The following is a 26,768-nucleotide window of genomic DNA, read 5'->3' as shown; positions in this document are numbered from 1 at the left end:
TTGCAGAGAACGTTCTCACGCAGCCGTTCCGTCGTCAAGACCCTGTGGAGGCGCCCATGGAAACAGTGGTGACCGCGCTCGCGCGGGCGTGCGGCGGCGGGGTGGGCACCGCTGTCGACGGGGTGCGATGCGTGGTGTGCGGCGCCGGAACTCTTGACGGCCGCCGTCGATCGGACCATTATGAACATACGTTCATGAACGCATGTTCATTTCGTCTGTCGAGTGGGTCGTGATGTCGCAGATCGTCAATGCCGTGCAGGCCGAGGCGTGGAACGGGTACGAGGGGGAGCACTGGGCCGGCCATGCCGACCGGTACGACGCCGTGAACAGCGGGTTCAACCGGTTCGTCCTGGAGGCGGCCGCGATCGGCGAGCGGGATCGGGTGGTGGACATCGGCTGCGGCAACGGGCAGCTGACGCGGCTCGCCGCCCGTACGGCCCGATCCGGCCGCGCCCAGGGGATCGACCTGTCCGCGCCGATGCTCGCCAGGGCCCGCGCCCGCGCGGCCGAGGAGGGCGTGGCGAACGTGACCTTCGAGCAGGCGGACGCGCAGGTCCACGCGTTCCCGGCGGGCGGCTTCGACGCGGCGATCAGCCGGTTCGGGGTGATGTTCTTCGCCGACCCGGTCGCCGCGTTCGCCAACATCGGCCGCGCGCTCCGGCCGGACGGGCGGCTCGCGTTCGTGTGCCTGACCGGGTTCGAGGGCACCGACCTGGGGGCCGTCTTCGGGGCGATGGCCGCCCATCTGCCCCGGCCCACCGGGCCCGACGGCCGCGGCCCCACCTCGTTCGCGGACCCCGCGCGCGTACGGGAGGTGCTGACCGGGGCCGGATTCGGCGAGGTCGACTGCACGCGCGTCGAGGCGGACCAGACCTGGGGCCGGGACGTCGCCGACGCCGCCGCGTTCATCCGTGACTGGGGGCCCGTCCGATACCAGTTGCGCCAGGCGAGCCCCGAGGCGGCGACCCGGGCGAGCGACGCCCTCGCGACCGTGCTCCGGTCCTTCGCGAGGCCCGACGGCGTGCGGCTGCGCGGCACGGCATGGCTGGTGACCGCGCGGCGCCCCGCCTGAGGGCCGCCGCTCCCCGCGCGGCTCACTACGATGCCTGCTGATGGCACCGAGAAGAGCGGCGGCGCTCCGCGACGGCGGCGAGCAGAGCCTGCGCGCACACCTGATCGCCACCGCCGAACGCCTGATCTCCGAGCGCGGCACGGCCGGGCTCACCGTGCGCGGGATCGCCCGCGCGGCCGGGGTCGCCGACGGAGTGCTCTACAACCACTTCGCCGACAAGGAAGAACTGCTGGCCCACGCCCTGCGGGCCCGCGTACGGGCCGTTGAGCGTGCCCTCGGCGAGCTGCCCGAGCCGGGCGGCGGCACCATCGAGGGCAACCTGCGCGCCTACCTCGTGCACGGTCTGGACCTGCACCGGGCGATCCTGCCGGCGTTCGCCGGGCTGCTCGCCCAGCCCGAGGTCCTCGCCCGGTTCGCCGACCTGGTGCGGCCGGGGGACGACTGGCGGGACCGGCTGATCGGCTACCTGCGGGCCGAGCGCGAGCTGGGGCGGCTCGCCCCGGACGCGCCGGTGGAGCCGGCGGCGCGAATGCTGGTCGGCGTCTGCCACGAGACGGTCCTGTCCCAGTTGCTGCGGCACGCCGGGGCGCCGGACACCGCGCCCGCCTCGCCGGACGAGATCGACGCCGTGGTCGCCGCCGTGCTGCGCGGCATCGGCCGCTGACCGGTCCCTCGGTCCAGAGCCCGCAGGACCGGGGCGTCGCTCGCGCGGCGGCCCGGGGAGCGGTCCCCGGCCGGGTCGGGCCGGACGCCGCCGGGCGGGCGGCAGCGGCGGCCCGATAACGTGCGGCCATGAGACTCGGTGTCCTGGACGTCGGATCGAACACCGTTCACCTGCTGGTGGTCGACGCGCACCACGGCGCGGCGCCGCTACCCGCCTTCTCCCACAAGGACGAGATGCGGCTGGCCGCGCACCTGGAGGGCGACCGGCTGTCCGCGGAGGGCGCGGCGCTGCTGGAGAGCTTCGTGGCGGACGCCATGCGCATCGCCGAGGACAAGGGAGTGGAGCGGCTGATCGGATTCGCCACCTCGGCGGTCCGTGAGGCGGCCAACGGAGAGGACGTCCTGGCGAAGGTCCGCGCCGAGAGCGGCGTGGACCTGCAGGTGCTCCCCGGGGAGGAGGAGGCGCGGCTGACGTTCCTGGCGGCCCGGCGGTGGTTCGGCTGGTCGGCCGGCCGGCTGCTGCTCCTGGACATCGGCGGCGGCTCCCTGGAGATCGCCGCGGGCGCCGACGAGGACCCGGACTTCTCGGCCTCCCTGCCGCTGGGAGCGGGAAGAGTGACCCGTGACTGGTTCTCCGCCGATCCGCCGCCGCCCGAGGAGGTGCGCGCGCTGCGCAAGTACGTCCGGGCGGCGATCGGCCGCGAGGTCTCGGGGGTGACCCGGCGCGGCACGCCGGACCACGCCGTGGCGACGTCCAAGACGTTCAAGCAGCTCGCGCGGATCGCCGGGGCCGCCCCGACCGGGCAGGGCCCCCTGGTCCAGCGGGTGCTCAGCCACGCGGACCTCACCGAGTGGGCCGAGCGGCTGGCCGGGATGACCGCGGCCGAGCGCGCCGAGCTGCCGGGGGTGTCACCGGGCCGGGCGCCGCAACTCGTCGCCGGGGCGATCGTCGCGGACGCCGCGATGGACCTGTTCGAACTGCCCGAGGTCATGATCTGCCCATGGGCGCTGCGGGAGGGCGTCATCCTGCGTCATCTCGACGCGTTGCCCGCGTGGACCTGACCCGCCGCGCGTACCGGCCACGGCCAGGAATGTTGACACGTGCGCGTTCGCGGCCAACTATGAGCAGGATTAATCATGATCAGGCTCGGGCCGGATTCGGGGTGCCAGCCCGACGACTCCTCTCGGGAGGTAGCGGGTGCTGTCATGGCGTGACCGACCGGTCGCGATCGCCGTCTCTCTCGCAACCCTGACGCTGGGCGCCTTCGCCGCGGTGCCCGCCGCGGGCGCCGCGCCCACCGCGGGCCCGCGGGTCACCCACGATGCCCACGCGGTGACCCTCACGGTGCCCGCCTCGGCCGGAGCGCCGGGATACTCCGTCAAGGTCGCCACCGGCTCACTGACGATCACGACCAGACGCGGCGGGCACACCGTGCTGGCCACCGCGGGCGGTACGACCGGCGGCCTCCGCTTCCGCTCCGGCGGAGCGTGGCAGCGGGCCACCAAGGTCACCCACTGGTCCTGGAAGAACGGCGTCCTGCGCCTCGACGCCGCCACCACCCGGGACGGCGTCACCGCCGAGGCGCTGATCACCCCGAAACCCGACCGGTACGCCCTGTCCTGGAACGTCAAGGGCGGCAGCGCCGACCAACTGGGCCTCGCCTTCGACCTGAAGTCCGCGGGCCACTGGTACGGCCACGGCGAGGCGGCAACCTCCAAGGGCGGTCCGACCACGGACCAGCCGTGGCCGCTCGACGCCGGCAACGTGCACGACAGCGCCTTCGGGCCGGCGTCGTACGAGATGGTCGACCCGTTCTGGTACACCTCCAGCGCCACCGGGCTGCTCGTCGACACCGGCGAGGTGATGGACGTCGCCATCAACGACGCGAACGACGGCCTCGGCCGCTTCACCGTCGCCTCCGGCGGCACCTACAACGCGACCGTCTTCGTGGAGTCCGACCCCTTCCAGGTCTACCGCGACCACACCGGCGTCGTCGGCAAGCCCGCCAAGAGCGACGCCACCTACACGCAGTTCGAGAAGCCGCTCTGGAACTCCTGGGCGCAGTTCTACACCAAGGTCGACCAGACCAAGCTCCTCGACTACGCCCAGAAACTGCACGACAACGGCATCCCCGGGCACACGATCCAGCTCGACGACCGGTGGGAGTCCAACTACGGCAACCTGACCTTCAACACCAAGACCTTCCCCGACGCGCGCGCGATGTCGGACAAGATCCACGCGATGGGCTATGACTTCGGCCTCTGGGTCACCCTGTGGATCAACCTGGACTCCACCAACTACCAGTACGCCGTCGACCACGGCTACCTGCTGAAGGACAAGGCCGACCCCACCAAGCCGTGCACGGTGAGCTGGTGGAACGGCACCGCCGGCATCGTCGACCTGGCCAACCCCGACGCCAAGGCCTGGTACGTCGCGAACATCAAGAAGCTCATGAGCACCTACGGGGTGGACGGGTTCAAGTTCGACACCCGCTTCTTCGACGACACCTGCGCGCCCGACAAGGGCTACCAGCGCGCCGACTACCAGCGGCTCGGCGCGCAACTGGCCGACCAGTTCGACCTGCAGGGCGCGGGCATCCGCGTGCACTGGAGCGGGTCGCAGCAGACCGGCTTCGTCATCCGCCAGGTGGACAAGGGGACCGGCTGGAACTCCCTCGCCGCCTCGGTCGCGCAGAACCTCGCGATCTCCACCATCGGCTACCCGTTCGTCGAGACCGACATGATCGGCGGCTCGCTGAGCCAGCCCGCCCCGGCGAAGGAGGTCCTCATCCGGTGGGCCCAGTCGGCCTCGCTGATGCCGCTGATGTACTCCTCGACGTCGCCGGCGGGAACGAACGACCCGAAGACCGGCAAGCCGGTCCCCTACGACCAGGAGACCATCGACCGGTACCGCGACGCCGTCCAGGCGCACGGCCGGCTCGCGCCCTACATCTGGGACCAGGTGAAGCACAGCGTCGCCACCGGTGACCCGATCATGCGCCCGCTGTTCTTCGACTTCCCGAGGGACGCCGGGGCGTACACGGTGAGCGACGAGTGGATGCTCGGCCCGGCCGTGCTCGCCGCGCCGAAGCTGAGCAGCGGCGACACCCGTGACGTGTTCCTGCCGACGGGGAAGTGGTTCGACGTCAACCGCGGTACGGTCGTCCAGGGCCCGAAGATCCTGCGCGGCTACCGCGTGCCGCTCGACGTCACACCGGCGTTCGTCGACGTCAAGGCCGCGGGCGCCGACAAGGCGATCCGCGCGCTCAGGCGCACCGGCGCCGCGCCGACGGCCGGCTGACCGGAGCGGTACGCGTGACGGCCGCGGCCGGTGACCCCCGTCACCGGCCGCGGCCCGCTCGGCGGCGGCCCCGGCTGGAGCGGTCGCCTCAGGCGGCGGGCGACCAGTAGTCACCCGCCATGACGATGTAGACGAGCATCTTTATCGTCTCGCCGTAGTACGTGTCGCCGTACGGGTTGGTGGCCAGGAAGTTCCACAGCTTGTCGGTCCAGCCCTGGTCCCCGGCGGCCATGGCGGCGACCCCGACCGGGTCGTTGGCCGCCTCGGACTGGTCGTCGGTCTGGGTGGGGGTGCCGTCGAGCTTGGTGTGCGGGTAGATCTTGGCCGGGTCGCCGCCCGCGTGGCTCTTGTAGCTCGCGGACTCCTTCGTCGCGACGCCGACGCTCACGGACGAGCCGTACAGCAGGGCGTCGGTGCCGATGTGCCACGGCACGCGCACGGAGTTGTATCCGACGATGTTGTCCGGCTGACTCTCCTGGTAGTCGGCGGGGGCCGGCTTCGGGCCGGTGGTGTTCGCGTTCACCACGAAGTCCGACAGCAGGTTCGCGGTGGGGGAGTACTTGGCGGTGAACTCCTGGATCACGGCCTCAGTGCGGGTGACGACCTTGTTCCAGTCGTGCGCCGGGTCGTACGCGGCGAAGGCGCGGAGGTGGTCGAGCATGTGGTCGGACGGGCGCGTGTCGGTGTCCGGCCCGTCGTCCTCGCACTTGAGATGCCCGTCGGGGGCCACGTCCGCGGCGTAGAGCTTGGCGAGCCAGTCCTTGGCGGCGGTGGCGTACCCGCCCCACTGCCGGTCGGCGAGGATGAGGCCGTAGCCGACGTCCAGGTCGCCGTCGGTCGCGGCGTCCGGTGTGCCCGAGTCGGCGTACTTGCAGGAGCTGCCGTCGATCTTCCACTGCATCATGCCCTGGGAGTCGCGGTGGGTCGACGCGACGTGCCAGAGACCGTCGAACTCCGTCTGGGCGTTCGCGTCGTACCCGGCCATCAACGGCACGATGTTCATTCCGTAGCCCTGTGCCTCCGAGACGGTGCCCTTGTTCGGCGCGTCCCCGGTCGCGTAGACGAGGTACCCGCCGCAGGCGGCGCGCAGGTACTTGCTCTTCCAGGAGTCGTACTGCTTCTTGACGGCGGCGTCCCGCGCGGACTGGCTCGCGGACGGCAGGACGCCGGTCCGATAGGTCACATGCGCGGGGAAGGGATGGGCGGGCACGGCGGCCGCCCGGTCCGGCCGGAGATCGGCGGTCGACGCGCCGGCGACCGGGCCGGTCATGGTGATGGGGAGGAGGGAGAGAGCGGCGACCACGGTCGCCATGGCAGTGGTCCGGGCCGTTCGGTGGAACATGGCGGGCTCCTCGGAGGGGACACTGCGCCGCCGGTCCGGCATGCCGGAACTTCCCGACGGCTTGTTAGGAAGGTTTCCTAACAAGCTCCGAGGATGAGTCGATTCCGCCCGTACGTCAATAGGGAACGGCGAATGAGCCGGGGCGGGCCGGGAGATCCCCGGTCCGCCCCGCGGCTTCAGTGGTGGTGGCGCACCACATGGTGAACGACCACGTGGTGATGCACCACGTGGTGGTGAGAGTGGCCGCAGGCCGACAGTGCCAGCAACGCCGGCACGAACCCCACGACCGCCGCCGTCGCCAGCCGGATCCGCCGAACCTTCACGTCTTCCTCCGAGAGAGTCGCACCTTCAGGCTTCATCCGGCTTCCCCGGAGAAAACCTCCATGAACGAGATTACAGACGCGGCGCGGCGTTGATCGGTTCCAGCCGATTTCCCCTCAGGCGACGGCCCTGCCGGTGTCTCTCGGTCACAGCCCCATGCAGGCGAGGGCGCGCTGGAAGGCCGCCTTCTGGCCGTCGGCCTGGCCCGCCGCGCCCAGCAACTCCGCCAGGTCGAACCAGGCGCGGGCCGCGGGCCGGTGCGCCTCCATCTTCTCCAGGTAGTCCACCGCCTGGAACAGGGCGGCCACCGCCTCATCCCGCAGGCCGAGGCGCGCCTGTGCGTCGGAGAGCACCGTATAGGCCTCGGCGATGACCTGCCCCGCGGTGTCGCCGAGAAGGTCGGCCGCCTGCCGGGCCAGGCTCGCAGCCTCCACCGGGTTGCCGAGCACGATCTCGGCGCGAGCCTGGTGCAGCAGGCAGGAGGCGAGGTCGACGGTGCTGGTCGCGGTGGACTCCATCTCGCGCTGCGCGTGCCGGAGCACTTCGAGTGCCTCCGCCGCCCGGTCCGGCCGCGCGCAGAGCAGGAAGTGACCGTAGGCCCCCCGGAGGCGGCTCAGGTTGCGGGCGTCGTCCTCCTCGCCCAGGAGCGCGATGGCGCGCTCGGCCAACCTGAGCGCGCCCGGCGCGTCGCCGCTGAGCTCCGCCGCCCACGCGGCGTTCCAGTAGGCGGCCATCCGCGCCTTGGGCGTGCCGATGGCCTCCGCCCGCGTGGTCAGCATGTCGGCGAACTGGCGCGCGTAGGCGAGGTCACCGCGATGGATGTACGCCGCGAGGATCGTGGACCCGAGCATCACCATCGCATCGCTCCACTGGCCGCCCATCGCGGTGAGCTGGTCGAGGGCCTCTTCTCCCACCTGGATGCTGGTCGTCAGGTCGCCGAGCTGCCGGTGGCAGCGGATCAGCGCGGTGTGGACCTTCGCCCACTGGTCGGGCTCGGTGGTGGGCGAGATCATCCCCGCCGCGCGTTCCAGCTCGCCGAGCGCCTCCTTCAGCGCGCCGGTCGCTTCCAACGCTAGGGCGTGCCCCCAGCACGCTTCGTGTGCGAGCCCGGGAATATCGGTCACGGCCGGATGGACCGAAACCTCGGCGAAACGGATCCGCGCCTCGTCGGCCGCGCCGTTCTCCAGAGCGATGTGCGCGTAGCGCAAAGTCTCCCGGAGGCCGGCGATCGCCTCCTCGCTCACGCCGGTCAGCAGGTAGGACTCGGAGCAGTCGAGCTTGCGGGCCAGCAACGCGATCATGCTCGGCGCCGGCGTGCGCTTGCCGCTTTCGATGAGCGAGACATAGCTGTCGGAGAGCTCAGGCCAGGCGAGCTGTGCCTGAGACAGGTTCTTGCGCAGCCGCAAAGTCCGAATCCGTTCACCGAGTGATTCTTGCCCTGGCATCTCGCCCGCCTCTAGAAGAAAATGACACTGCCACAGGAAAGGATAAGAAAGAATGTCACGTCTGCGCAGGGTCATAGCCCTGGTCTTCGTTTCGACTATCGGGTCACTGATCGTGAGCGGAACCGTCGGTTCCGTCACGTCGGCGTCCGCCGGAGCGGCGGGGTCGAGCACCTCGGTAACCGTTGCCCTGTCCGTGCCCGCACCGGGCGACCTCACCTGCTGCTGATCGAGGTCCGAACCGCTGCTCTGTAGTACGAGCGCGGATGTTCGGAATTGTGGTGGGGTGGCCGCCGGGAGGCGACTCCACCACAAACCCCGAGTTCACGGCGATGCCGATGCGCCGTCCGGTCATGCGGGCGTGCTGGAATCAGCGCCCCCGTCGCGGTGTTGTCGAGTGACATGGCGGCCCGACGGGTGGCCGGCATTCGATGACGAGGAGCTCCAATGGCCACGACGACCCTGACCGCCGAGAACTTCGACAAGGCGGCGGGCAGCGACGGCATCGTGCTGGTCGACTTCTGGGCGAGCTGGTGCCCGCCGTGCCGGATGTTCGCGCCGATCTACGAGGAGGCCTCGGCCACGCATGAGGACATCGTCTTCGGCAAGGTCGACACCGAGGCCGAGCAGGACCTGGCCGTGCGATTCGACATCACGTCGATCCCGACCATCATGGCGATCCGCGACGGCGTCATCGTGTTCGCCCAGCCCGGCGCGCTTCCCGCCGAGTCGCTGGAGAGCCTGATCGAGCAGGTGCGCGCCCTGGACATGGACGACGTGCGCAGCCGCCTGGCCAAGAAGGCCTGACATGAACGACGGAGTCCGGTCGGCGACGCCGACCGGACTCTCACCGTGGTCCGCCGGTCAGGACCGGGATCAGGACAGGACCGGGATCAGGCAGAGACCGAAGATCGCGTAGAAGACGGCCGCCACGGTCAGGGTCCGCCCGGAGAGGCGGCCCTTCCACAGCATCGCCAGCAGGTAGACCATGGCCGCCATCGTCACCACTCCCGCCAGGAGCAGGGCGTGGTCGAACCGCCAGGGCGTGAACAGGATGCCCAGTCCGGACGGCACGGTGGCCTGGATCATCATCGCGCCGCTGATGTTGGCGAGGGCGAGAGGCGTCTTGCCCTGCCGCACCCAGATGATCGCGTTCATGATCTCGGGAAGCTCGGTGGCGATGGGGGACAGCAGCAGCGCGGTGACCGACGCGGAGAGGCCGATCATCGGGCCGATCGCGTCGAGTTGGTGCACGAACAGCTGTGACGCGAAGAAGATGATCACAAGGGTGACGAGCGTCTGGGTGACGACGGCCCACGTCGCGGGCACCTCGCGACGGCGCTGCAGGAGCAGCGGCTCGAGGTCGGCGCCGTCGCCGTGCTCACCGCCGTCGCGCAGCTCCCGCCAGAAGTAGACGGCGTACGCGGCGAAGAACAGCAGGCCGAGCCACGGCTTGAACGCGAAGGCCACCAGCCCCACCGCCACCTTGACGACGAAGATCGCCAGGAACCAGCGCTGGTCGCGGGCGAGCTTGCGGACGTCACCGAGGTCCTCCCGCGGCGGAGCCTCGTCCGGGAGGTCGGGAGACGCGGTCGCGGCGGCTCCGGCGCTGACGGGGGCGGCCGTTCGGGCGGCGGCCTGAACCTTCCGCCGTCGCGTCAGCAGCACGAAGCCCGTCACACCGTAGGCCACGGTGGCCAGCGCCAGCGGACCGCCCATCGCCGCGCCGACCCCGATGTCCTTCTGCTGGGCGCCCGAGCCGAACACCACGGCGACGAAGGTCACGACGCTCTCGGGGAGCGCCGTGCCGAACGCGGCCAGCAGGGTCCCCACGGCGAGCGGCCCGACCTTCAGCCGGACGCCGAGCCACTCGACGGCGTTGACGAACCACTCACAGGACAAATAGATCGCGATGGCACAGGCCAGCAGGATCACGACGTGCAGCATGTGTTCCTCGAAGATCGGCCACCGTGAGACAGAGAGCGGACCTCGGCTCACGGTGATCAGCGGTCACCGACAGCCGAAGGTCTCGTCCACCCCTGTCATGGGGCCCGGGCACCGGGAGCGCTCAGGCGCTCCAGTATGTCGACGACCGGCCGGCGGGACTACTCCCCTTCGCGGCGCCCAGCTTACTCGACGTGACGACCACCCGTTCAACGCCCAGAAGTGCTCGCATTCCGCGATACTCGTTCGGTCGCCACCACTTATCCTGATCTTGGAGGCAGTGCCGCATGTCCACCGAACCGCCCGCTTCGGAGCCTCTCTCGTCCGGGGCCGACCGGCGGCGGTTCCTCCTGGTGGGCGCGGTCGCCGCGGCCGGGCTCGGGACGGGGCTCGGCCTGCTGTCGGAGGGCGGGGCCGGCCGCCCGGCGAACCGGCACGGCGCGGCGGCGCGGGGAACGCCCGCGGCCCGCTCGCGGTACCTGCAGATCGTCGCGCACGAGGACGACGACCTGCTCTTCATGACCCCTGACCTGTCCGAGTCGCTGCGGGCCGGATCGCCGCACCTGACCGTCTACCTCAGCGCGGGGGAGAGCAAGGCCGGCGTCCCGCCGGACACCCACGACGTCAACGCCTACGTCGCCGAGCGGGAGAACGGCCTACGGGCGGCGTACGCGCTCATGCTCGGCGTCCGCAACCGCTGGCGGCGGGAGACCCTCAGCGTCGGGACGCTGCGGCTGCTCTCGTACATCCTCGTCGACCGGCCGGACATCCGGCTGGTGTTCCTCCTGGTGCCGGACGGGCGTGACCCGCGGGCCAGTCTGGGGTGGCACACACTGGGCAAGCTGTGGAGCGCCACCGACCACGCGGACGTGTGCGGATGGACGCAGGCGCCGGACGGGTCGCCGTACCGGCGGTGCCTGAGCCGGGAGGACGTGCTGAGCGCGCTCACGGGCCTGATGCAGAGTTTCCGGCCGACGGTCGTGCGCTCCCAGGACACGGCGCCGGACGAGAGGTACAGCGCGGACCACCCCGATCACATCGCCGCGGCCCACTTCGCCGCCGAGGCGGTACGGCGCCACGCCGCGCGCCATCCCGAGCAACTGCTCCTGCAGGTCAACTACCGGGACTACAACGTCCGCAATCTCGCGGTGAACCTCAGCGCGGCCGACAACCGGTACAAGCAGCGCGTGTTCGCGGCCTACTCCGCGCACGACTACCGCATCAACGCCGAGAACCCCCACTGGGACGCCTACGAGGCGCGCATGGTCTACCGGTGGCCGCGCGGCACCGGCTTCACCGCCACGGACGCCGTGTACGCGGTGGGGGCGGGCCGCCTGCTCGTCTGGCGGCGGACGAACGGCGGCTGGTCGGCGCCGCGGTCACTCGGCGACCCGGGCGGCCCCCTCGCCCCGGCCGTGGCCGCGGCCGGGCCGGTGGTCCTCGGCCTGCGCTCCGACACCGGTGAGGTCGTCGCGTACGGCCAGGGGCGCTGGCGGTCGCTCGGCCGTCCCGATCCGAAGAAGGTCCACAACCAGGCCGGCGTCCCGGTGGCCGTGGTCGACGGCTCCGGCATGATCGCCGCGTTCGTGCGCAACGGCCGCGGCGGCGTGAGCGCCCGGTTCCTCGGCACGGGCGGCTGGAGCCGCGCGTGGACCGACCTGCCGGGAGTCGACCTGAAGCAGGTCATCTCGCCGCAGCCGAAGAAGAAACACCATCGGTACGGCGACGTCCAGGACGGCCTGGCCGCGGTCGTCACCGACGCCGGGACGATCGAACTGTTCGCCGCGACCCGCTCGCAGATCCTGTGGTGGCGTCAGCGCCAGCCGGGCAAGCCGCTCGCGTTCGCGGGGACCCTGCCGGTGGCGGGCGCGATCGCACCGCTGGCCGCCGAGGCGGTCGGCGACCGGATCCAGGTGATGTTCCGTGAGCCGTGGACCGGCCGGACCCTGGCGATCTCCCGGGCCATGTCGTCCGCCGTCTGGGACGGCACACTGGCCGTCCGGGCCGCGTCCCACCTCGACGGCGAGCCGCCCGTCGTCGGCGCTTCGCCGCCCTATCAGGTGCTCGGGGTGCCCGCGCCGTTGCCGGACGGCTCGCAGGTGTGCGCCCTCGGCGCCGACGGGCGGCTGCACGTGGCGCCGCGCTCGGCCGCCAGAAAGGCCGCGTGGCGGGCGATCGGCCGCTGATACCATGGTCCCGTGGCGACCATGTTCGAGACGACGACGCCGGGCGAGCCCCGGCGCGACGGCCGCCTGCACTGACCTGCACGGCCGAGGCCCCGGGAGCTATCCCGGGGCCTCGATGCTGTCCCGGTTCGCTCCCGCAACGCGAGAGGAGCGACCATGGAGTCGATGGCGTCCCCCGGACCCGCACAATCGATAGCATTCGATCCCGACATCCCTGACCATCGAGGAGTTCCCGTGTCTGAGCTGCGCATCACCCTCGACGGAAGCGAGCGTGTGGTGGCGGCCGGCACCACCGCCGGAGACGCGCTCGACGCCGACGGCCGCACCGTCATCGCCGCCCGCGTCGGCGGCCAGGCGCGCGACCTGGCGTACGTCCTGCGTGACGGCGACGTCGTCGAGCCCATCCAGATCGACTCGCCCGAGGGCCGCGCCATCATGCGCCACTCCGCCGCGCACGTCATGGCGCAGGCGGTGCAGGAGCTGTTCCCCGAGGCCAAGCTCGGCATCGGCCCGCCCGTCGAGAACGGCTTCTACTACGACTTCGACGTCGAGCACCCGTTCCAGCCCGATGACCTCAAGCGCATCGAGAAGCGGATGCGGGAGATCGTCAAGCAGGGGCAGCGCTTCTCCCGCCGGGTCGTCGCCGACGACGATGCCCGCGAGGAGCTCGCCGCCGAGCCGTACAAGCTGGAGCTGATCGGTCTCAAGGGCGCCGCGGCGGACGAGGAGAGCGTGGAGGTCGGCGGCGGTGAGCTGACCATCTACGACAATCTCGACGCCAAGTCCGGCGAGCTGCGCTGGAAGGACCTGTGCCGCGGCCCGCACCTGCCGACCACCCGGGTGATCCCCGCGTTCAAGCTGATGCGCTCCGGCGGGGCGTACTGGCGCGGCAGCGAGAAGAACCCGCAGCTCCAGCGCATCTACGGCACCGCGTGGGAGTCCCGCGAGCGCCAGGACGAATACCTCAAGATGCTCGAGGAGGCCGAGCGCCGCGACCACCGCAAGCTCGGCGCCGAGCTCGACCTGTTCTCCTTCCCCAACGAGATCGGCAGCGGCCTCGCGGTCTTCCACCCCAAGGGCGGCGTCGTCCGCAGGGTCCTGGAGGACTACTCCCGTCGGCGGCACGAGGAGGAGGGGTACGAGTTCGTCAACACCCCGCACATCACCAAGGGCGACCTGTTCCAGACCTCCGGCCACCTCGGCTGGTACAAGGACGACATGTTCCCGCCCATGGAGCTGGACGGGGCGGAGTACTACCTCAAGCCGATGAACTGCCCGATGCACAACCTGATCTTCGACGCGCGCGGGCGGTCCTACCGTGAGCTGCCGCTGCGGCTGTTCGAATTCGGCAGCGTCTACCGGTTCGAGAAGTCCGGCGTCGTGCACGGCCTCACCCGCGTGCGCGGCATGACCCAGGACGACGCGCACATCTACTGCACCCGCGAGCAGATGGGCGACGAGATCAAGAGCCTGCTCGCCTTCGTGCTCGGCCTCCTGCGCGACTACGGGCTGAACGAGTTCTACCTCGAGCTGTCCACCCGCGACGAGTCGGAGAAGTTCATCGGCTCCGACGAGGACTGGGAGGAGGCCACCGCCGCGCTGCGGCAGGCCGCCGACGAGTCCGGCCTCGACCTCGTCGCCGACCCCGGCGGCGCGGCCTTCTACGGACCGAAGATCTCCGTCCAGGCCAAGGACGCCATCGGCCGCACCTGGCAGCTGTCGACCATCCAGGTCGACTTCAACCAGCCGAAGCGGTTCGGCCTGGAGTACCAGGCCGCCGACGGCTCCCGGCAGCAGCCCGTCATGATCCACCGGGCGCTGTTCGGGTCGATCGAGCGGTTCTTCGGCGTGCTGCTGGAGCACTACGCGGGCGCGCTGCCGCCGTGGCTCGCCCCGGTGCAGGCGGTCGGCATCCCCATCGCCGACGACCACGTCCCGCACCTGCGCAAGATCGCGGCCAAGCTCCGCGAGCGGGGCATCCGGGTCGAGGTCGACACCTCCTCCGACCGAATGCAGAAGAAGATCCGCAACGCGCAGAAGCAGAAGGTGCCGTACATGCTGCTGGCCGGCGACGACGACGTCGCCAAGGACGCCGTGTCGTTCCGCTACCGGAACGGCGAGCAGAAGAACGGCGTCTCCATCGACGAGGCCGTCGACGAGATCGTCAAGGCCGTCGAGAGCCGCATCCAGGTCTGAGACGCCCGTTGATCCCTGGCGTGTGCTGCGCCTAGAACGCAGCACACGCCAGGGATCTCTCTCAAACGCCGATCACAGCCAGCGCAGATCGGCGAACATCCGGCGGGCGGCGCCCGCCGGGCTCGACCACTCTCCGATGTTGCCTCTGCCGAAGGTGACCGCCCGTCCGTCGGGCAGGGCCATGCCCCAGGCGACGAACTCGGTGCCGTCCGCGTCGTCCTCCCGTACGAGCGCGAACATCCGTGGCAGCTCCGGCCGACGGCGCAGCCGTGCTGAGAGCCGGGCGATGAGGCCCCTGCCGTGGTAGACAGAGGGCGCGGATCGTTGGTGCATCGCGACTCCTTCGGTCGGCGTGTGGTCGAGGCGGGTGCCGGGCCGTCAAACTCGGGCACCCGCTTCGACCTTTTTCATTCCCATGCGCATGTGCGTTGGGTAGCTGTACGGTGACACAGAGCAAAGAGAGGTTCAAGGCAAAGCTCAAAATTGGCCTGGGAGGCGACATGGGGAAGCGCGGGCGCGCGACGCTACGGGCTCAGTGGCTCGGTCACCTGCTGCGCGACCTTCGTGAGGCGAACGGCCTCACGCTCAAGGACGCCGCGGAGTACCTCCAGCGCGACCTGTCGATGATCAGCCGCTTCGAGACGGGCGTCTACCCGATTCGCCGCGGCGACGTGATGGCCCTCATCGACCTGTACGGGGTGGAGGAGGCCCGCCAGCGCGAGATCCTCCTTCACCTCGCCACCGAGGTCTGGCAGAAGGGCTGGTGGGACAAGTACTCCGGCCAGGTCGACGGCTCCCTCATCGACCTCGTCTGGCTCGAAAGCCGGGCGGAGTACATCGGTGCCTACAGCATCTTCCCGGTGACCTCTCTGCTGCAGATCCGGGCCTATGCAACGGCCCTGATTCGAGCGGCCGACCCAGACGCTCCGGTCGAGAGCGTCGAGCGATGGGTGGAATTGCGGATGTCGCGGCAGCGCATCCTGGACGGTAGCGTTCAGTTGGACGTTGTACTCGATGAGGCGGCGCTTCGCCGGTCCGTCGGTGGCTCGGAAGTGATGAACGCCCAGATCAGGCACATCCTCACTGCGGCCGAACGCCCGAACGTCGATATTCGCGTCTTGCCTTTCACCGTAGGCGCGCACGCCAGCCCGGACGGTGGGTTTCGACTTATCAAGATGGCGGATCCATTTCCCAAGGTCGCGCACGTGGAGGGACCGGGAGGCTCCCTGTACGTCGAATCGGCCGAAGCGGAACGACTCGCCGCCAGATACGATCGCCTGCGAGAGTCTGCGCTAGACCCCGATGACTCCATCGGCTTCATTACGGCCTTGGGGAAGGAGCTGGCATGACCGGATCCCCGGATCCCTTTTGGCGAGTCAGTACCCATAGTTCCGAGGGCAGCGGTAACTGCGTCGAGGTGGCTGTCGTAACGGCCTGACATGAATGACCGAGCGCTCGTTCGGGACCCGTGGGCGGGGTGCTCGGGAGGCGGCCCTATGCTGCTGGCATGACCGAGTCCGACCATGAGGAACAGTACGGAGTCGGGGAGCCCGACCAGTTCCAGCGCCTGTGGACCCCGCACCGGATGGCCTACATCAAGGGTGAGAGCAAGCCCACCGGGGCGGGAGCGGACGACGGCTGCCCGTTTTGCGAGATCCCGAAGATGAGCGACGAGGACGGTCTGATCGTCCGGCGCGGGGACAGCGCGTTCGTCGTCCTCAACCTCTACCCGTACAACTCCGGTCACCTCATGGTGTGCCCGTACCGGCACGTCGCGGACTACACCGAGCTCGACGACGCGGAGACCGCCGAGGTCGCCCGGCTCACCCAGGACGCGATCACCGCGCTGCGCAAGGCGAGCGGCGCCCACGGCTTCAACGTCGGCATGAACCTCGGCACGGTCGCCGGCGCGGGCATCGCCGCTCACCTCCACCAGCACATCGTGCCCCGGTGGGGTGGGGACACCAACTTCATGCCGGTCATCGGCCAGACGAAGGTGCTGCCCCAGCTGCTGCGGGAGACCCGCCAGCTCATCGCGGACGCCTGGCCGCACGACTGAGGCCCGGTCGAGGCCTCAGCGGAAGTTCCGCGCGGCGAGCAACCATTCCGGCGTGCCCCGCATGTAAGAGATATGAGATTGAAGATCGCTGCGGAGCGGGGCGCGGCCTGGCACGGACCGCGCGACGGCGCCGGCGGCGCATCGCCGGAGTATGCCCTGGCGGCGGAGCCCGATGTCGCCACAGGGCAGGACCACGGCTCGGCCGTGGTCCTGACAGCCGTCTTCCGCCGACACCACCTGGAACTCGTCCGGATGGCGTTGTTCATCGTCGGGGACCAGGCCACCGCCGAGGACGTCGTCCAGGACGCCTTCGCGGCCGTGCACCGCCGGATCGACCGGTTGCGCGATCCCGAGAAGCCGTTGCCGTACATCCGCACGTCGGTGATCAACGGCTGTCGCGGGGTGCTGCGCAGGCGCGCGATCGCGCGGCGCTTCGGCGGCGACTACGAACCGCCCATCTGGTCGGCGGAGTCGGCCGCGCTGCTGGGGGAGGACCGCCGTGAGGTCTTCGTCGCGCTCCGATCGCTGCCGCGCCGCCAGCGTGAGGCGCTGGTGCTGCGCTACTACCTCGATCTCTCCGAAGCCGAGATCGCCGAGGTGATGGGCGTCAGCCGTGGCACCGTCAAGTCGACCACCTCCCGGGCGCTCGCCGCGCTCGCCACCAAGCTCGGGGAGGAAGCATGACCAGGACCGAAGATCGTCTTCGCCAGGCCTTCACCGAGGGGGCCCGTACGGTGCGGCCGGAAACGGTACGGCCGCTGTCCCTCCCGAGATCTCGCCGGCGGTTTCCGTGGGCGGTGCCGGCGATGAGCGCGGTCGCGGTGGCCTTCTCGGTCGCCCTCGTCGTGATGGTCAGTGGGCGCTCGCAGCCGGACGCGGCGGCGGGAGGCGGCGGACCGGCCTTCATCGTGGCGGCGACCGGGTTCGGCGAGTCCCCGAAGGGCGCGTCGCGGGTCGAGGTCCGCGACTCCAGGACGGAGCAGCTGTACGACACCAGGGCGGCGTCGCACGGCCTGACCTTCCAGTACGTCGGCGCCGCTCAGGACAACCGGACCTTCTTCGTCATGGAGGTGCCGATCCGGCAGACCGCGTGCAACACCATCCACATCTACCGCATGCGGGTCGCCGACAGCGGCAAGATCTCCTCCTTCACCCCGTTGGGAACGCGGATCCAGGGCGGGACCATGCGCCGGGAGGCGCTGCCAGGAGGGCTCGCCGTCTCCCCGGACGGCAAAAAGCTCGCCTACGCGGTGCTGCCCTGTGGCATCCCGGCGGACCGTCTCTTCTACAAGATCGGCGTGGTCGATCTGCGGACCGGCGCGCAACGGGAGTGGACGGACCCGCGGGAGAGCGTCGTCTCCAGTCTGTCCTGGACGGCCGACGACCGTAAGGTCGCCTTCCTCCGCCGGGAACCCACCCATCAGCCGGACGACGGGAACCACCCGTTGACCAAGAACGGTGTGGTCAGGCTCCTGGACACGGACGCGAACGGCTCCAGCCTGCTGTCGAGCAGGATCCTGGTCCGCCAGTCCGCGCGGCTGACGAACCTCTGGGCGGCCGCGATCAGCGGGGACGGGGACACGATCAGCGTGGTGGGGGAGTACACGCCGCTCGACGGGGCGTACACGATCTGCGAGATCGCCGTCGCCGACGGTCGGGTGCTCCGCACGCTCTACCACGAGACCATGGACGGACAGCCTGTGCCTCCGCTTCCCAACTGGTCCGGGCGCGTCGCGCTTCGAACCGATCCGAGCGGTCGTCACCTGCTGTTCCACGACGGTGGGAACCTGAACGACGTCGGGTTCGGTCGTATCGACGACGGCCGGTTCCGTACGCTGCAGCACACCGACGCCCATGACGAGGCGTTCGACCCGAACGACCTCGCCTGGTGACGGGAGCCGCTGAGGCACCGCCGTGGGTCCGATACCGGCAGGGCCCGCGGCGAGCCGTCGGCTCCGCCCCGCACCGATGGCGGTTGACCGGCTCGGCGAGAATGAGGCTCATGGGGCGACCGGTTCTGGTGTACGACGGGGACTGCGGCATCTGTACGAAGGCCGTCCGGCTCATCGGGGACACCGGGCCGTCCGAGGGGCGTCGGCTGCGGGTGCCGGCGGACGCCGAGGTCGTCGCCTTCCAGGACGCGGACCTGGCGGCGCTCGGCACGACCGCCGAGCGTGCCGCGTACGAGGTGCTCTGGATCGAGGCCGGTCGCGTCCACGGCGGAGCGCAGGCGGTGGCCCGGGTGCTGATCAGTGCCGGCGGGTGCTGGCGGCCGCTCGGTCTCCTCGTCCGGGTCGCGCCGTTCCGCTGGGCCGCGCACGGGCTGTACCGCCTGATCGCGAACAACCGGCACCGGCTGCCGGGCGGCACCCCGGCCTGCGTCCTGCCCGCTGCCGAGCGCCCCGGAGCCCGCTGAGCGGCGGGCGAGGTCGTCGCGGCCCTGGCGTTTGGACGTGCGGGCGTGGAAGTCAGCCGACCGAGGGGTCGCCGTCCGCCGTCACTGCGCCGTGCGGGTGCCCGGCGCGGCGGCGCCCGCCTGGATCAGTTCGGAGACGGTGACGAACTCGAAGCCCTTGGCGCGCAGCCCGCGGATCATCGGGGAGAGGTTCCGCAGCGCCACGAGGCGGTCCTGGTGGCCAGTGTCGTGCGCGAGCAGGATCGTGCCCGGCGCGGTGTTGTTCACGATGTAGTCGACCAGCTTGGGCGGGTGCTTCTCGTACGTCTTCTCCAGCATCTTGATCGACCACAGGACGAGGTTGTAGCCGAGGACACCCGCCGCGCTGAGCGTCGTGCCGCCGATGTTGCCGTACGGCGGGCGCAGGTGCCGCGGCTCCCGTCCGGTGATCTCCGAGATGGCGGCGTGCGCCCGCCGCATCTGGGACAGCGCCGCCCGGTGGTCCAGTTGCGCGAGGTTCCGGTGCGCCCAGGTGTGGTTGCCGGCCTCATGCCGGTCCATCCGGCCGTGCACGAGGCGGGCGTTGCGCACGAGGCGCTGCCCGACGAGGAAGAACGTCGCCTTGACCTTCTCCTCGTCCAGGATGTCGTGGACCATCGGCGTCCAGTTCGGCATCGGGCCGTCGTCGAAGGTGAGGGCCACCAGTTTCTGGGAGGTGTTCACCGCCCAGGTCACGTCGACGTGCCCCTCGCCCGGCCGCCACGGCCCCGCTGACGGCACGGCCATCGCCGAGTGGGGTGTGGCGGGTGCCGCCTCCGCCGAGTCGATCGCCGCTCCGGCGGCCAGTCCGACCGCCGCCCCCGCGCCACCGAGCGCCACGGCGCGCAGAACCGAGCGTCTGCCGTGCTCCTCAGCCCCCGTATCAGCCATGCCGAGATCATCTCAAACGGTTGGTTAACAAATCGTCATCCCGGAGGATGAGCGATTTGTCCTCCCAGGCGCTCTGGCGCGCCGTGTCGCCCGTACGCCGGGCGTACGGGTGACACGGCGCACGGGCTACTCCTTCGCCTCGGCGACGACCTTCTCGGCGAGGTGCGACGGCAGCGGCTCGTACCGCAGGAACGAGCGGCTGAACGTCCCGGTGCCGTGCGACATCGACCGCAGGTCGATGGCGTACCGCGTGATCTCCAACTGCGGGACCTCCGCCTTGATCAGCGAACGCCCTCCGGCGACCGTCTCGGTGCCGAGCACCCGCCCGCGCCGGGACGACAGGTCCGACATCACCGCGCCGACGTAGTCGTCCGCGACCAGCACCGACACCTCGTCGACCGGCTCCAGCAGCAGGATCTGCGTCTTGCCCGCCGCGTCCTTGAGCGCCAGTTGCCCGGCGGTCTGGAAGGCCATGTCCGAGGAGTCCACCGAGTGCGCCTTGCCGTCGTGCAGGGTGACCCGGACGTCGACGATCGGGTAGCCCGCCATGACCCCGCGCTCCATCTGCATCCGCAGGCCCTTCTCGACCGACGGGATGAACTGCCGCGGGACGACGCCGCCGACGATCTTGTCGACGAACTCGAACCCGCCGCCGGACGGCAGCGGCTCGACGTCGATGTGGCAGATGCCGTACTGCCCGTGCCCGCCGCTCTGCTTGACGTGCCGGCCCAGGCCCTGGGCCTTGCCGCCGAAGGTCTCCCGCAGCGGAACCCGCAGCGGCACGGTCTCCACTTCGACGCCGTACCGGCTGTGCAGCCGGTCCAGGAGCACGTCGGCGTGCGCCTCGCCCATGTTCCACAGCACGAGCTGGCGGGTCTCGGAGTTGTTCTCCAGCCGCAGCGTCGGATCCTCGGCCACCAGCCGGGCCAGCGCCTGGGACAGCTTGTCCTCGTCGGCCTTCGACTTGGCCTGGATCGCCGTCGGCAGCAGCGGATCCGGCATCGACCAGGGCGCCATCAGCAGCGGGGCGTCCTTGGAAGAGATCGTGTCGCCCGTCTCGGCGTGGGTGAGCTTTGCGACCGCGCAGATGTCCCCCGCGATGCAGGAGGACATCGTGCGCTGGGCCTTGCCCAGCGGAGAGGTGATCGCGCCGACCCGTTCGTCGACGTCGTGGTCCTCGTGGCCGCGGTCCTCCAGCCCGTGCCCGGAGACATGCACGGTCTCGTCCGGCCGGAGCGTGCCGCAGAACACCCGGACCAGCGAGATCCGGCCGACGTACGGGTCGGAGGTGGTCTTGACGACCTCGGCCACCAGCGGCCCGCCCAGATCGCAGTTCAGGTCGCCCGCCGGTGAGCCGTCGACCTTGGTGACCGCCGGGATGCCGTGCTCGAGCGGCGACGGGAACGCCTGCGTCATCACCTCCAGCAGCTCGCGCATGCCGATCACCGGCCCGGGGTGGTCCCCGTGCGGGACCGACGTGGCCAGTACGGGATAGAAGCTGCCGCGCGCCACGGCCTTCTCCAGATCCTCGACCAGGACCTTGACGTCGATCTGCTCCCCGGAGATGTAGCGATCCATGAGCGTCTCGTCCTCGCTCTCCTGGATGATCCCCTCGATGAGGGCGCCGCGCTGCTCCGTGAGGCGGTCCAGGAACTCCGGGTCCGGGTCGCGTTCGACGCGCTCGCCGGAGGAGTAGTCGAAGCACTTGCCCGTGAGCAGGCCGATCAGGCCGGCCTCGCACGGGAAGTAGCAGGGCAGCACGCCCTCGCCGAAGGCGTCCTGGCAGGCGGTCAGCACCTCGTCGAAGTCGCCGCGCTGCTGGTCGATCTTGGTGATGACGACCGCGCGCGGCATGCCGACCAGCGCGCACTCCTCCCACAGCATCCGGGTGAGGCCGTCGACACCGTCGACCGCGGAGACCACGAACAGTGCCGCGTCGGCCGCCCGCAGCCCGGCCCGCAGGTCGCCGACGAAGTCGGCGTAGCCCGGAGTGTCGAGGAGGTTGATCTTGATCCCCGCGTGCGTGAACGAGGCGAGCGAGAGGTTCACCGAGCGCTGCTGGCGAATCTCGACCTCGTCATGGTCACTGACCGTCGAGCCGTCCTCGACGCGACCGGGCCGCTGGATGGTACCGGTCGCAGCGAGCAGCGCCTCGACGAGCGTCGTCTTACCCGCTCCGGAGTGGCCGACCAGCGCGATGTTGCGAATCTTGTCCGGCTGGTCGACCGTCGGTGCCCTACCGGCGGCTTGGGGAGCTGTCTTGTCCGCCACGTGCCCACCTCCAAAGGACGGATGGGTGTGACGGGCGCCACACCCGTGGTCACCACCATTACCGTCCCGGCCACATATCACAAGGGGTGACCAGGATCGGGTTGAGGCCTACCTGATATGAGCCGTTCCCACCTGCACCGACGCCACGCACTACGATTGGCCCGCCCGGGGGATGGCGCGGCTACGGCCACGGGGCGATGAAATCGCGGCCAGAAGACGATCAGAGGATGGCAATGCTCAACCAGTTGCGGCCGGCCCTTTCGCGTGTGATCACGCCGGTGGGCAGGGCGCTGGCCCGCACAGGTCTCACTCCGAACGCGATCACCCTCATCGGCACGCTCGGCGTCGTCGGCGGCGCGCTCGGCTTCTACCCGCGCGGCGAGTTCTTCTGGGGAACCGTCGTCATCACGGTGTTCGTGTTCTTCGACATGTTCGACGGCGCCGTGGCGAGGGTGACGGGGAAGACGAGCCGCTTCGGCGCCTTCCTCGACTCCAACATGGACCGGGTGTCCGACGCGGCGATCTTCTCCGGGCTGATCTTCTACTTCGCCCGGCAGGACCACCAGGACCTGCTGATGATCGGCCTCGCGCTGTTCTGCCTCGTGTCCGGCGCGCTGGTCTCGTACGCGCGGGCGCGCGCCGAGGGCATCGGCGTTGGCGCCACCGTGGGCATCGCCGAGCGCGGCGAGCGGCTGATCGTCAGCCTCGTCGCGATCGGCCTCGACGGGCTCGGCGTCCCGTACGTCCTGGCCATCGGGCTCTGGCTCCTCGCCGTGGCCAGCGCCATCACCGTCGTGCAGCGGTTCGTGGCGGTGCGCCGCCAGCTCGAGGTGCTCGAGGTGAGCGAGCCGTCATGAGGGACGAGGCGGCGGACGCGGCGTACGCGCTGGGCTGGGCGGCGGTCCGCCGGCTGCCCGAGCCGGTCGCCCGGGACATCTTCCTGCTGATCGCCGACCGGACCTGGCGGCAGCGCGGCCGCGGCGTGCTGCAGTTGGAGAAGAACCTCCGCCGGGTCGTCGGCCCGGACGTCTCCGAAGAGGACCTGCGCGAGCTGAGCCGCCGGGGCATGCGCGCGTACATGCGCTACTGGATGGAGGCGTTCCGGCTGCCCGCGACCCGGCGGGAGCGGATCCTGTCCGGCATGCGCATCACCGGCATCGAGGACCTGCGCAAGGACGTCGACGACGGGCGCGGCGTCGTCGCGGCCCTCCCGCACATGGGCAACTACGATCACGCGGGCGCCTGGATCACGCTGTCCGGGGTGCCGTTCACCACGGTGATGGAGCGGCTGCGGCCCGAGTCGCTGTACGACCGGTTCATCGCCTACCGGGCGAGCCTCGGCATGGAGGTGCTCCCGGCCACCGGCGGCGACGGCGACGTCTTCCGCACCCTGGCCGCCCGGCTGCGCGAGGGCCGCCTGGTCTGCCTGGTCGCCGACCGGGACCTCACCGCGTCGGGCGTGGAGGTGGAGTTCTTCGGCGAGACCGCGAAGATGCCCGCCGGGCCCGCCGCGCTGGCCATCGAGACGGGCGCCGCGCTGCGCCCGGTCACCCTGTGGTACGAAGGAGCCGACTGGGCGGTTCACGTCCATGAGGAGATCCCCGTGCCCGACGAGGGAGAGCGGCAGGACAAGGTCCGCGCGATGACGCAGTCCCTCGCGGACGTCTTCGCCGGCGGCATCGCCGCCCACCCGGAGGACTGGCACATGCTGCAGCGGGTCTGGCTCGAGGACCTCCGGTGAGATGAGATGAGTGAGACGGCACGGGCGGTGGGAAGGACGGGCGGTCGATGAAGATCGGGATCGTCTGTCCCTACACCTGGGACGTTCCCGGCGGCGTCCAGCAGCACGTCCGTGACCTCGCCGAGGCGCTGGTCGCGCTCGGCCACGAGGTGTCGGTGATCGCGCCCGCCGACGACGACACGCCGCTGCCCTGGTACGTCGTCTCCGCGGGCCGCGCCGTGCCGGTGCCCTACAACGGCTCGGTGGCGCGGCTGGCGTTCGGGTTCCTGTCCGCGAGCCGGGTGCGCCGCTGGATCCGGGAGGGCGGGTTCGACGTCCTCCACGTGCACGAGCCGGCCGCCCCCTCGCTCGGCGTCCTGGCCTGCTGGGCCGCCGACGGGCCCATCGTCGGCACCTTCCACGCCTCATTCGAGCGGTCCCGTGCGCTGTCGGCGGCCGGCCCGATCCTGCAGAGCGCCCTGGAGAAGATCACCGCGCGGATCGCGGTGTCGGAGAAGGCGCGCAAGACCCTCGTCGAGCACCTCGGCGGCGACGCCGTGCTCATCCCGAACGGCGTGACCACCGAGCGCTACGCCATGGCCGAGCCGCTGCCCGGCTGGCCCGGAGACGACGGCGCGCTCGGCTTCCTCGGCCGCATGGACGAGCAGCGCAAGGGCCTGCCGATCCTGCTGTCCGCCTTCGAGATCCTCGGCCGGCGACGGCCTCGGCTGCGGCTGCTGCTGGCCGGGCCCGGTGACGAGGAGGAGATCCTCGCCCGGGTCTCACCGGGTCTTCGCGACCGGGTCGTCATGCTCGGCCTGGTCAGTGAGGCCGAAAAGGTCCGCGCGCTGCACTCCGTCGACGTGTTCGTCGCGCCCAACACCGGCGGGGAGAGCTTCGGCATCGTGCTGGCCGAGGCCATGTCGGCCGGAGCGCCGATCCTCGCCAGCGACATCGAGGCGTTCCGGCGCGTGCTGCTCGACGGCCGGGCCGGGGCGCTGTTCCCGGTCGGCGACGCGGAGGCGCTGGCCGCCGCGGCGGCCGACCTGCTGGACGACCCGCCCCGCCGCAAGCAGCTGTCGGCGGAGGCCAAGACGGCCGTGCGCGCCTACGACTGGTCGACCGTCGCCCGCGACGTCGTACGCGTGTACGAGACCGTCGCCGGGGACGCCACCGTCGTCGAGACGTCGGCGATCTGAGCATGTACCACGTCCTGCTCAACATCGCGCTCGCCGCCGCGGTCGTCATCCTGCTGGGCGTCTACGTCTCCTGGCGCGCCACCCGCATCGACCGGCTGCACGTGCGCCTGGAGACCGCGCGCGCCGGGCTCGACGTCGCGCTCGTCCGGCGCGCGGCGGTCGCCCTGGAGCTCGCCGCCTCCCGCCTCCTCGACCCGGCCACCAGCCTGCTGCTGGCCGCGGCCGCGCACGAGGCCCGCATCGCCGACGCCGACAACCGGGAGTTCGCCGAGAGCGACCTGTCCCGCGCGCTACGGGCCGTCATCGAGCAGCCGGGCTTCCGCGACACCCTGGCCGGCCGCGGGGACGGCGCGGCCCTGCTCGAGGAGCTCGACGCCGCCGCGCGGAAGGCGGCGTACGCGCGCAGTTTCTACAACAACGCGGTGACCGCGACGCGCACGGCGCGGCGCAAACTCCTGCCGCGCCTGCTGCACCTGGCCGGCCGGGCGCCGCTCCCGGAGTTCTTCGAGATCGACGACGCCCCGCCGGAGACCTCGGCCGGAGCGGTACCAGCGCGCTGACCGGCCCGGATGCGCGGGCGGTGCCGTCGGCGGACGAGCCGTTCGGCTAGTCTGGCCCTTTCCCGGAATAGTGGGAGAGGACGCCTCATGTCCGTTCTCCAGCCGCATAAAGGTCCACGCGCCGCCGTGCTGAGCACGGCCGCGCTCACCGTCCTGACGTTCTCGGCGTGTTCCAGCGAGCCGAACAGCGCCGCCCCGCCGCGGGCCGTGGGCACCCCCACCCCGGCGGTGTCCGCCACCCCCTCCCCGTCGGCCCGGGCCGTCCATCCGTTCACCGGCCGGCCGGGCGCCCGGAACGGCCCCGTTCTGGCGGTGAAGGTCGACAACACCCGATCCGCGAAGCCGCAGCGCGGCCTTCGCTCGGCGGACATCATCTACGTCGAGCAGGTCGAGGGCGGTCTGTCCCGCATCATGGCGGTCTACTCCTCGACCCTTCCGCCCCGGGTCGGGCCGGTCCGCAGCGCCCGGATCTCGGACCTGCACATCCTGCCGCAGTTCGGCCGCCCCGCCTTCGCCTACTCCGGCGTGCAGAGCAAGATGAAGCCCTACCTCGCCCGGGCGCCGCTGATCGACGTGTCCCCGGACAAGGCATCCGCCGCCTACACCCGGCTCGGACCGCATCCCGCTCCGTACAACCTGTACGCGTCACCACAACAGCTGCTCGCCGGCGCCCCCGGAGCGACGAAGGCCCGGGACATCGGCTTCCGGTTCGGGACCGCACCGTCGGGCGGCACCCCGACGACGTCCTACACCGCGCGCTACCCGTCGGCGACGCTCGAATTCCGCTGGTCGGCCAAGGAACACCGCTGGCTCGTGTCGCAGGACGGCCGTCCGGACCAGGCCGCCGAAGGCGGGCGGCTCGGCGGCCAGACGGTCGTGGTCCAGCGGGTCCGCACGACCCGGTCGCAGTTCCACGACTTCCTGGGCAACTACACGCCCCTGGTGCAGACGGTGGGGAGCGGCACCGCGACGGTGCTGCGCGACGGCAAGGCGTACGACGCCCGCTGGTCCCGCGCGGCCGAGGATCAGGGCACGACCTTCACCACCCCGTCGGGGCAGCCGATGACGTTCGCGCCCGGCCAGGTCTGGGTCGTCCTCGTGAACGCGGGCCGTCCCGTCACCCCGTGAACGCGGGCATGATCGGGCCTCGGCGGAGCCCGGCACCGG

25 protein-coding genes are annotated in these 26,768 nt (G+C 70.9%); 18 read left to right on the top strand and 7 right to left on the bottom strand.

All coding sequences use genetic code 11. The features are described from left to right. Positions 1-202: 202 nt before the first annotated feature. The 4 genes from ABD978_RS20305 to ABD978_RS20290 all read left to right on the top strand — a co-directional run bounded on the left by ABD978_RS20305 (position 203) and on the right by ABD978_RS20290 (position 5,036). Complete coding sequence (locus tag ABD978_RS20305) at positions 203-1,072, top strand: class I SAM-dependent methyltransferase (protein ID WP_345356482.1); 870 nt, start codon at positions 203-205, stop codon at positions 1,070-1,072. Positions 1,073-1,112: 40 nt separating this feature from the next. After that, positions 1,113-1,736, top strand: coding sequence for a TetR/AcrR family transcriptional regulator (locus ABD978_RS20300; protein WP_345356479.1), 624 nt, complete (start codon positions 1,113-1,115; stop codon positions 1,734-1,736). A 128-nt stretch (positions 1,737-1,864) separates the two neighbouring features. Next, a complete protein-coding gene (locus ABD978_RS20295) occupies positions 1,865-2,797 on the top strand; it encodes a Ppx/GppA phosphatase family protein (RefSeq protein ID WP_345356476.1) in 933 nt (310 codons plus the stop codon). Between the two features lie 136 nt (positions 2,798-2,933). Further along, positions 2,934-5,036 carry a glycoside hydrolase family 31 protein gene (locus tag ABD978_RS20290; RefSeq protein WP_345356473.1) on the top strand — a complete coding sequence of 701 codons (2,103 nt, stop codon included), beginning with the start codon at positions 2,934-2,936 and terminating at the stop codon, positions 5,034-5,036. Positions 5,037-5,124: 88 nt separating this feature from the next. Here the strand turns inward: ABD978_RS20290 and ABD978_RS20285 are convergent, their stop codons facing one another. From ABD978_RS20285 to ABD978_RS20275, 3 genes are all read right to left on the bottom strand, one after another. Beyond that, positions 5,125-6,378 carry a glycosyl hydrolase family 8 gene (locus ABD978_RS20285; protein WP_345356470.1) on the bottom strand — a complete coding sequence of 418 codons (1,254 nt, stop codon included), beginning with the start codon at positions 6,376-6,378 and terminating at the stop codon, positions 5,125-5,127. 176 nt (positions 6,379-6,554) lie between these two features. After that, positions 6,555-6,701, bottom strand: coding sequence for a hypothetical protein (locus ABD978_RS20280; protein WP_345356467.1), 147 nt, complete (start codon positions 6,699-6,701; stop codon positions 6,555-6,557). A gap of 144 nt (positions 6,702-6,845) precedes the next feature. Further along, complete coding sequence (locus ABD978_RS20275; RefSeq protein WP_345356464.1) at positions 6,846-8,315, bottom strand: helix-turn-helix domain-containing protein; 1,470 nt, start codon at positions 8,313-8,315, stop codon at positions 6,846-6,848. Between the two features lie 273 nt (positions 8,316-8,588). Here ABD978_RS20275 and trxA point away from each other — a divergent pair, with 273 nt between their 5' ends. Then, positions 8,589-8,948 carry a thioredoxin gene (trxA, locus tag ABD978_RS20270; RefSeq protein WP_345356461.1) on the top strand — a complete coding sequence of 120 codons (360 nt, stop codon included), beginning with the start codon at positions 8,589-8,591 and terminating at the stop codon, positions 8,946-8,948. A gap of 69 nt (positions 8,949-9,017) precedes the next feature. Here trxA and ABD978_RS20265 read toward each other — a convergent pair whose 3' ends face one another. Further along, positions 9,018-10,088 (bottom strand): sodium:calcium antiporter, encoded by a 1,071-nt coding sequence (locus ABD978_RS20265; protein ID WP_345356458.1) that lies wholly within the window; start codon positions 10,086-10,088, stop codon positions 9,018-9,020. Between the two features lie 284 nt (positions 10,089-10,372). Between ABD978_RS20265 and ABD978_RS20260 the strand changes: the two genes are divergently transcribed. Continuing rightward, positions 10,373-12,271, top strand: coding sequence for a PIG-L family deacetylase (locus tag ABD978_RS20260; protein WP_345356455.1), 1,899 nt, complete (start codon positions 10,373-10,375; stop codon positions 12,269-12,271). 165 nt (positions 12,272-12,436) lie between these two features. After that, positions 12,437-14,467, top strand: a complete 2,031-nt coding sequence (gene thrS, locus ABD978_RS20255) for a threonine--tRNA ligase (RefSeq protein ID WP_345356614.1) — start codon at positions 12,437-12,439, stop codon at positions 14,465-14,467. A 72-nt stretch (positions 14,468-14,539) separates the two neighbouring features. Here the strand turns inward: thrS and ABD978_RS20250 are convergent, their stop codons facing one another. Further along, positions 14,540-14,800 carry a hypothetical protein gene (locus ABD978_RS20250; protein ID WP_345356452.1) on the bottom strand — a complete coding sequence of 87 codons (261 nt, stop codon included), beginning with the start codon at positions 14,798-14,800 and terminating at the stop codon, positions 14,540-14,542. A gap of 110 nt (positions 14,801-14,910) precedes the next feature. Here ABD978_RS20250 and ABD978_RS20245 point away from each other — a divergent pair, with 110 nt between their 5' ends. The 6 genes from ABD978_RS20245 to ABD978_RS20225 all read left to right on the top strand — a co-directional run bounded on the left by ABD978_RS20245 (position 14,911) and on the right by ABD978_RS20225 (position 18,942). Next, positions 14,911-15,816 (top strand): helix-turn-helix domain-containing protein, encoded by a 906-nt coding sequence (locus ABD978_RS20245; protein ID WP_345356449.1) that lies wholly within the window; start codon positions 14,911-14,913, stop codon positions 15,814-15,816. Next, positions 15,813-15,905, top strand: coding sequence for a DUF397 domain-containing protein (locus tag ABD978_RS43940; protein ID WP_364443110.1), 93 nt, complete (start codon positions 15,813-15,815; stop codon positions 15,903-15,905). Before ABD978_RS20245 ends, ABD978_RS43940 begins: the two co-directional genes overlap by 4 nt. Before the next feature lie 69 nt (positions 15,906-15,974). Further along, entirely contained in the window at positions 15,975-16,526 is a 552-nt protein-coding gene (locus ABD978_RS20240; protein WP_345356446.1) for an HIT family protein, read from the top strand. A gap of 78 nt (positions 16,527-16,604) precedes the next feature. Beyond that, complete coding sequence (locus tag ABD978_RS20235) at positions 16,605-17,210, top strand: SigE family RNA polymerase sigma factor (RefSeq protein ID WP_345356443.1); 606 nt, start codon at positions 16,605-16,607, stop codon at positions 17,208-17,210. Then, positions 17,207-18,418 (top strand): beta-propeller domain-containing protein, encoded by a 1,212-nt coding sequence (locus ABD978_RS20230; protein WP_345356440.1) that lies wholly within the window; start codon positions 17,207-17,209, stop codon positions 18,416-18,418. The genes ABD978_RS20235 and ABD978_RS20230 overlap by 4 nt, the downstream gene beginning before the upstream one ends. 110 nt (positions 18,419-18,528) lie before the next feature. Continuing rightward, positions 18,529-18,942, top strand: a complete 414-nt coding sequence (locus tag ABD978_RS20225) for a thiol-disulfide oxidoreductase DCC family protein (protein ID WP_345356437.1) — start codon at positions 18,529-18,531, stop codon at positions 18,940-18,942. An 81-nt stretch (positions 18,943-19,023) separates the two neighbouring features. On the opposite strand, the gene ABD978_RS20220 is transcribed toward ABD978_RS20225, so the two are convergent. After that, entirely contained in the window at positions 19,024-19,851 is an 828-nt protein-coding gene (locus ABD978_RS20220; protein WP_345356434.1) for a polysaccharide deacetylase family protein, read from the bottom strand. Between the two features lie 126 nt (positions 19,852-19,977). Then, positions 19,978-22,122: an elongation factor G-like protein EF-G2 gene (locus ABD978_RS20215; RefSeq protein WP_345356431.1), complete on the bottom strand. Its 2,145-nt coding sequence runs from the start codon at positions 22,120-22,122 to the stop codon at positions 19,978-19,980. A 233-nt stretch (positions 22,123-22,355) separates the two neighbouring features. Between ABD978_RS20215 and pgsA the strand changes: the two genes are divergently transcribed. The 5 genes from pgsA to ABD978_RS20190 all read left to right on the top strand — a co-directional run bounded on the left by pgsA (position 22,356) and on the right by ABD978_RS20190 (position 26,729). Next, positions 22,356-22,979, top strand: a complete 624-nt coding sequence (gene pgsA, locus ABD978_RS20210) for a phosphatidylinositol phosphate synthase (RefSeq protein ID WP_345356611.1) — start codon at positions 22,356-22,358, stop codon at positions 22,977-22,979. Then, positions 22,976-23,863: a phosphatidylinositol mannoside acyltransferase gene (locus ABD978_RS20205; protein WP_345356428.1), complete on the top strand. Its 888-nt coding sequence runs from the start codon at positions 22,976-22,978 to the stop codon at positions 23,861-23,863. The genes pgsA and ABD978_RS20205 overlap by 4 nt, the downstream gene beginning before the upstream one ends. Before the next feature lie 47 nt (positions 23,864-23,910). Then, complete coding sequence (locus tag ABD978_RS20200) at positions 23,911-25,041, top strand: glycosyltransferase family 4 protein (protein WP_345356425.1); 1,131 nt, start codon at positions 23,911-23,913, stop codon at positions 25,039-25,041. Positions 25,042-25,043: 2 nt separating this feature from the next. Beyond that, positions 25,044-25,601, top strand: a complete 558-nt coding sequence (locus ABD978_RS20195; protein WP_345356422.1) for a hypothetical protein — start codon at positions 25,044-25,046, stop codon at positions 25,599-25,601. Between the two features lie 87 nt (positions 25,602-25,688). Further along, positions 25,689-26,729, top strand: a complete 1,041-nt coding sequence (locus tag ABD978_RS20190) for a DUF3048 domain-containing protein (protein ID WP_345356419.1) — start codon at positions 25,689-25,691, stop codon at positions 26,727-26,729. Positions 26,730-26,768: the final 39 nt, after the last annotated feature.

This window comes from Actinoallomurus liliacearum (assembly GCF_039542035.1).
Classification (GTDB): Bacteria; Actinomycetota; Actinomycetes; order Streptosporangiales; family Streptosporangiaceae; genus Actinoallomurus; species Actinoallomurus liliacearum.
Note: the sequence above shows the minus strand (reverse complement) of the source record. Positions and strands in the feature narration are given on the sequence as shown.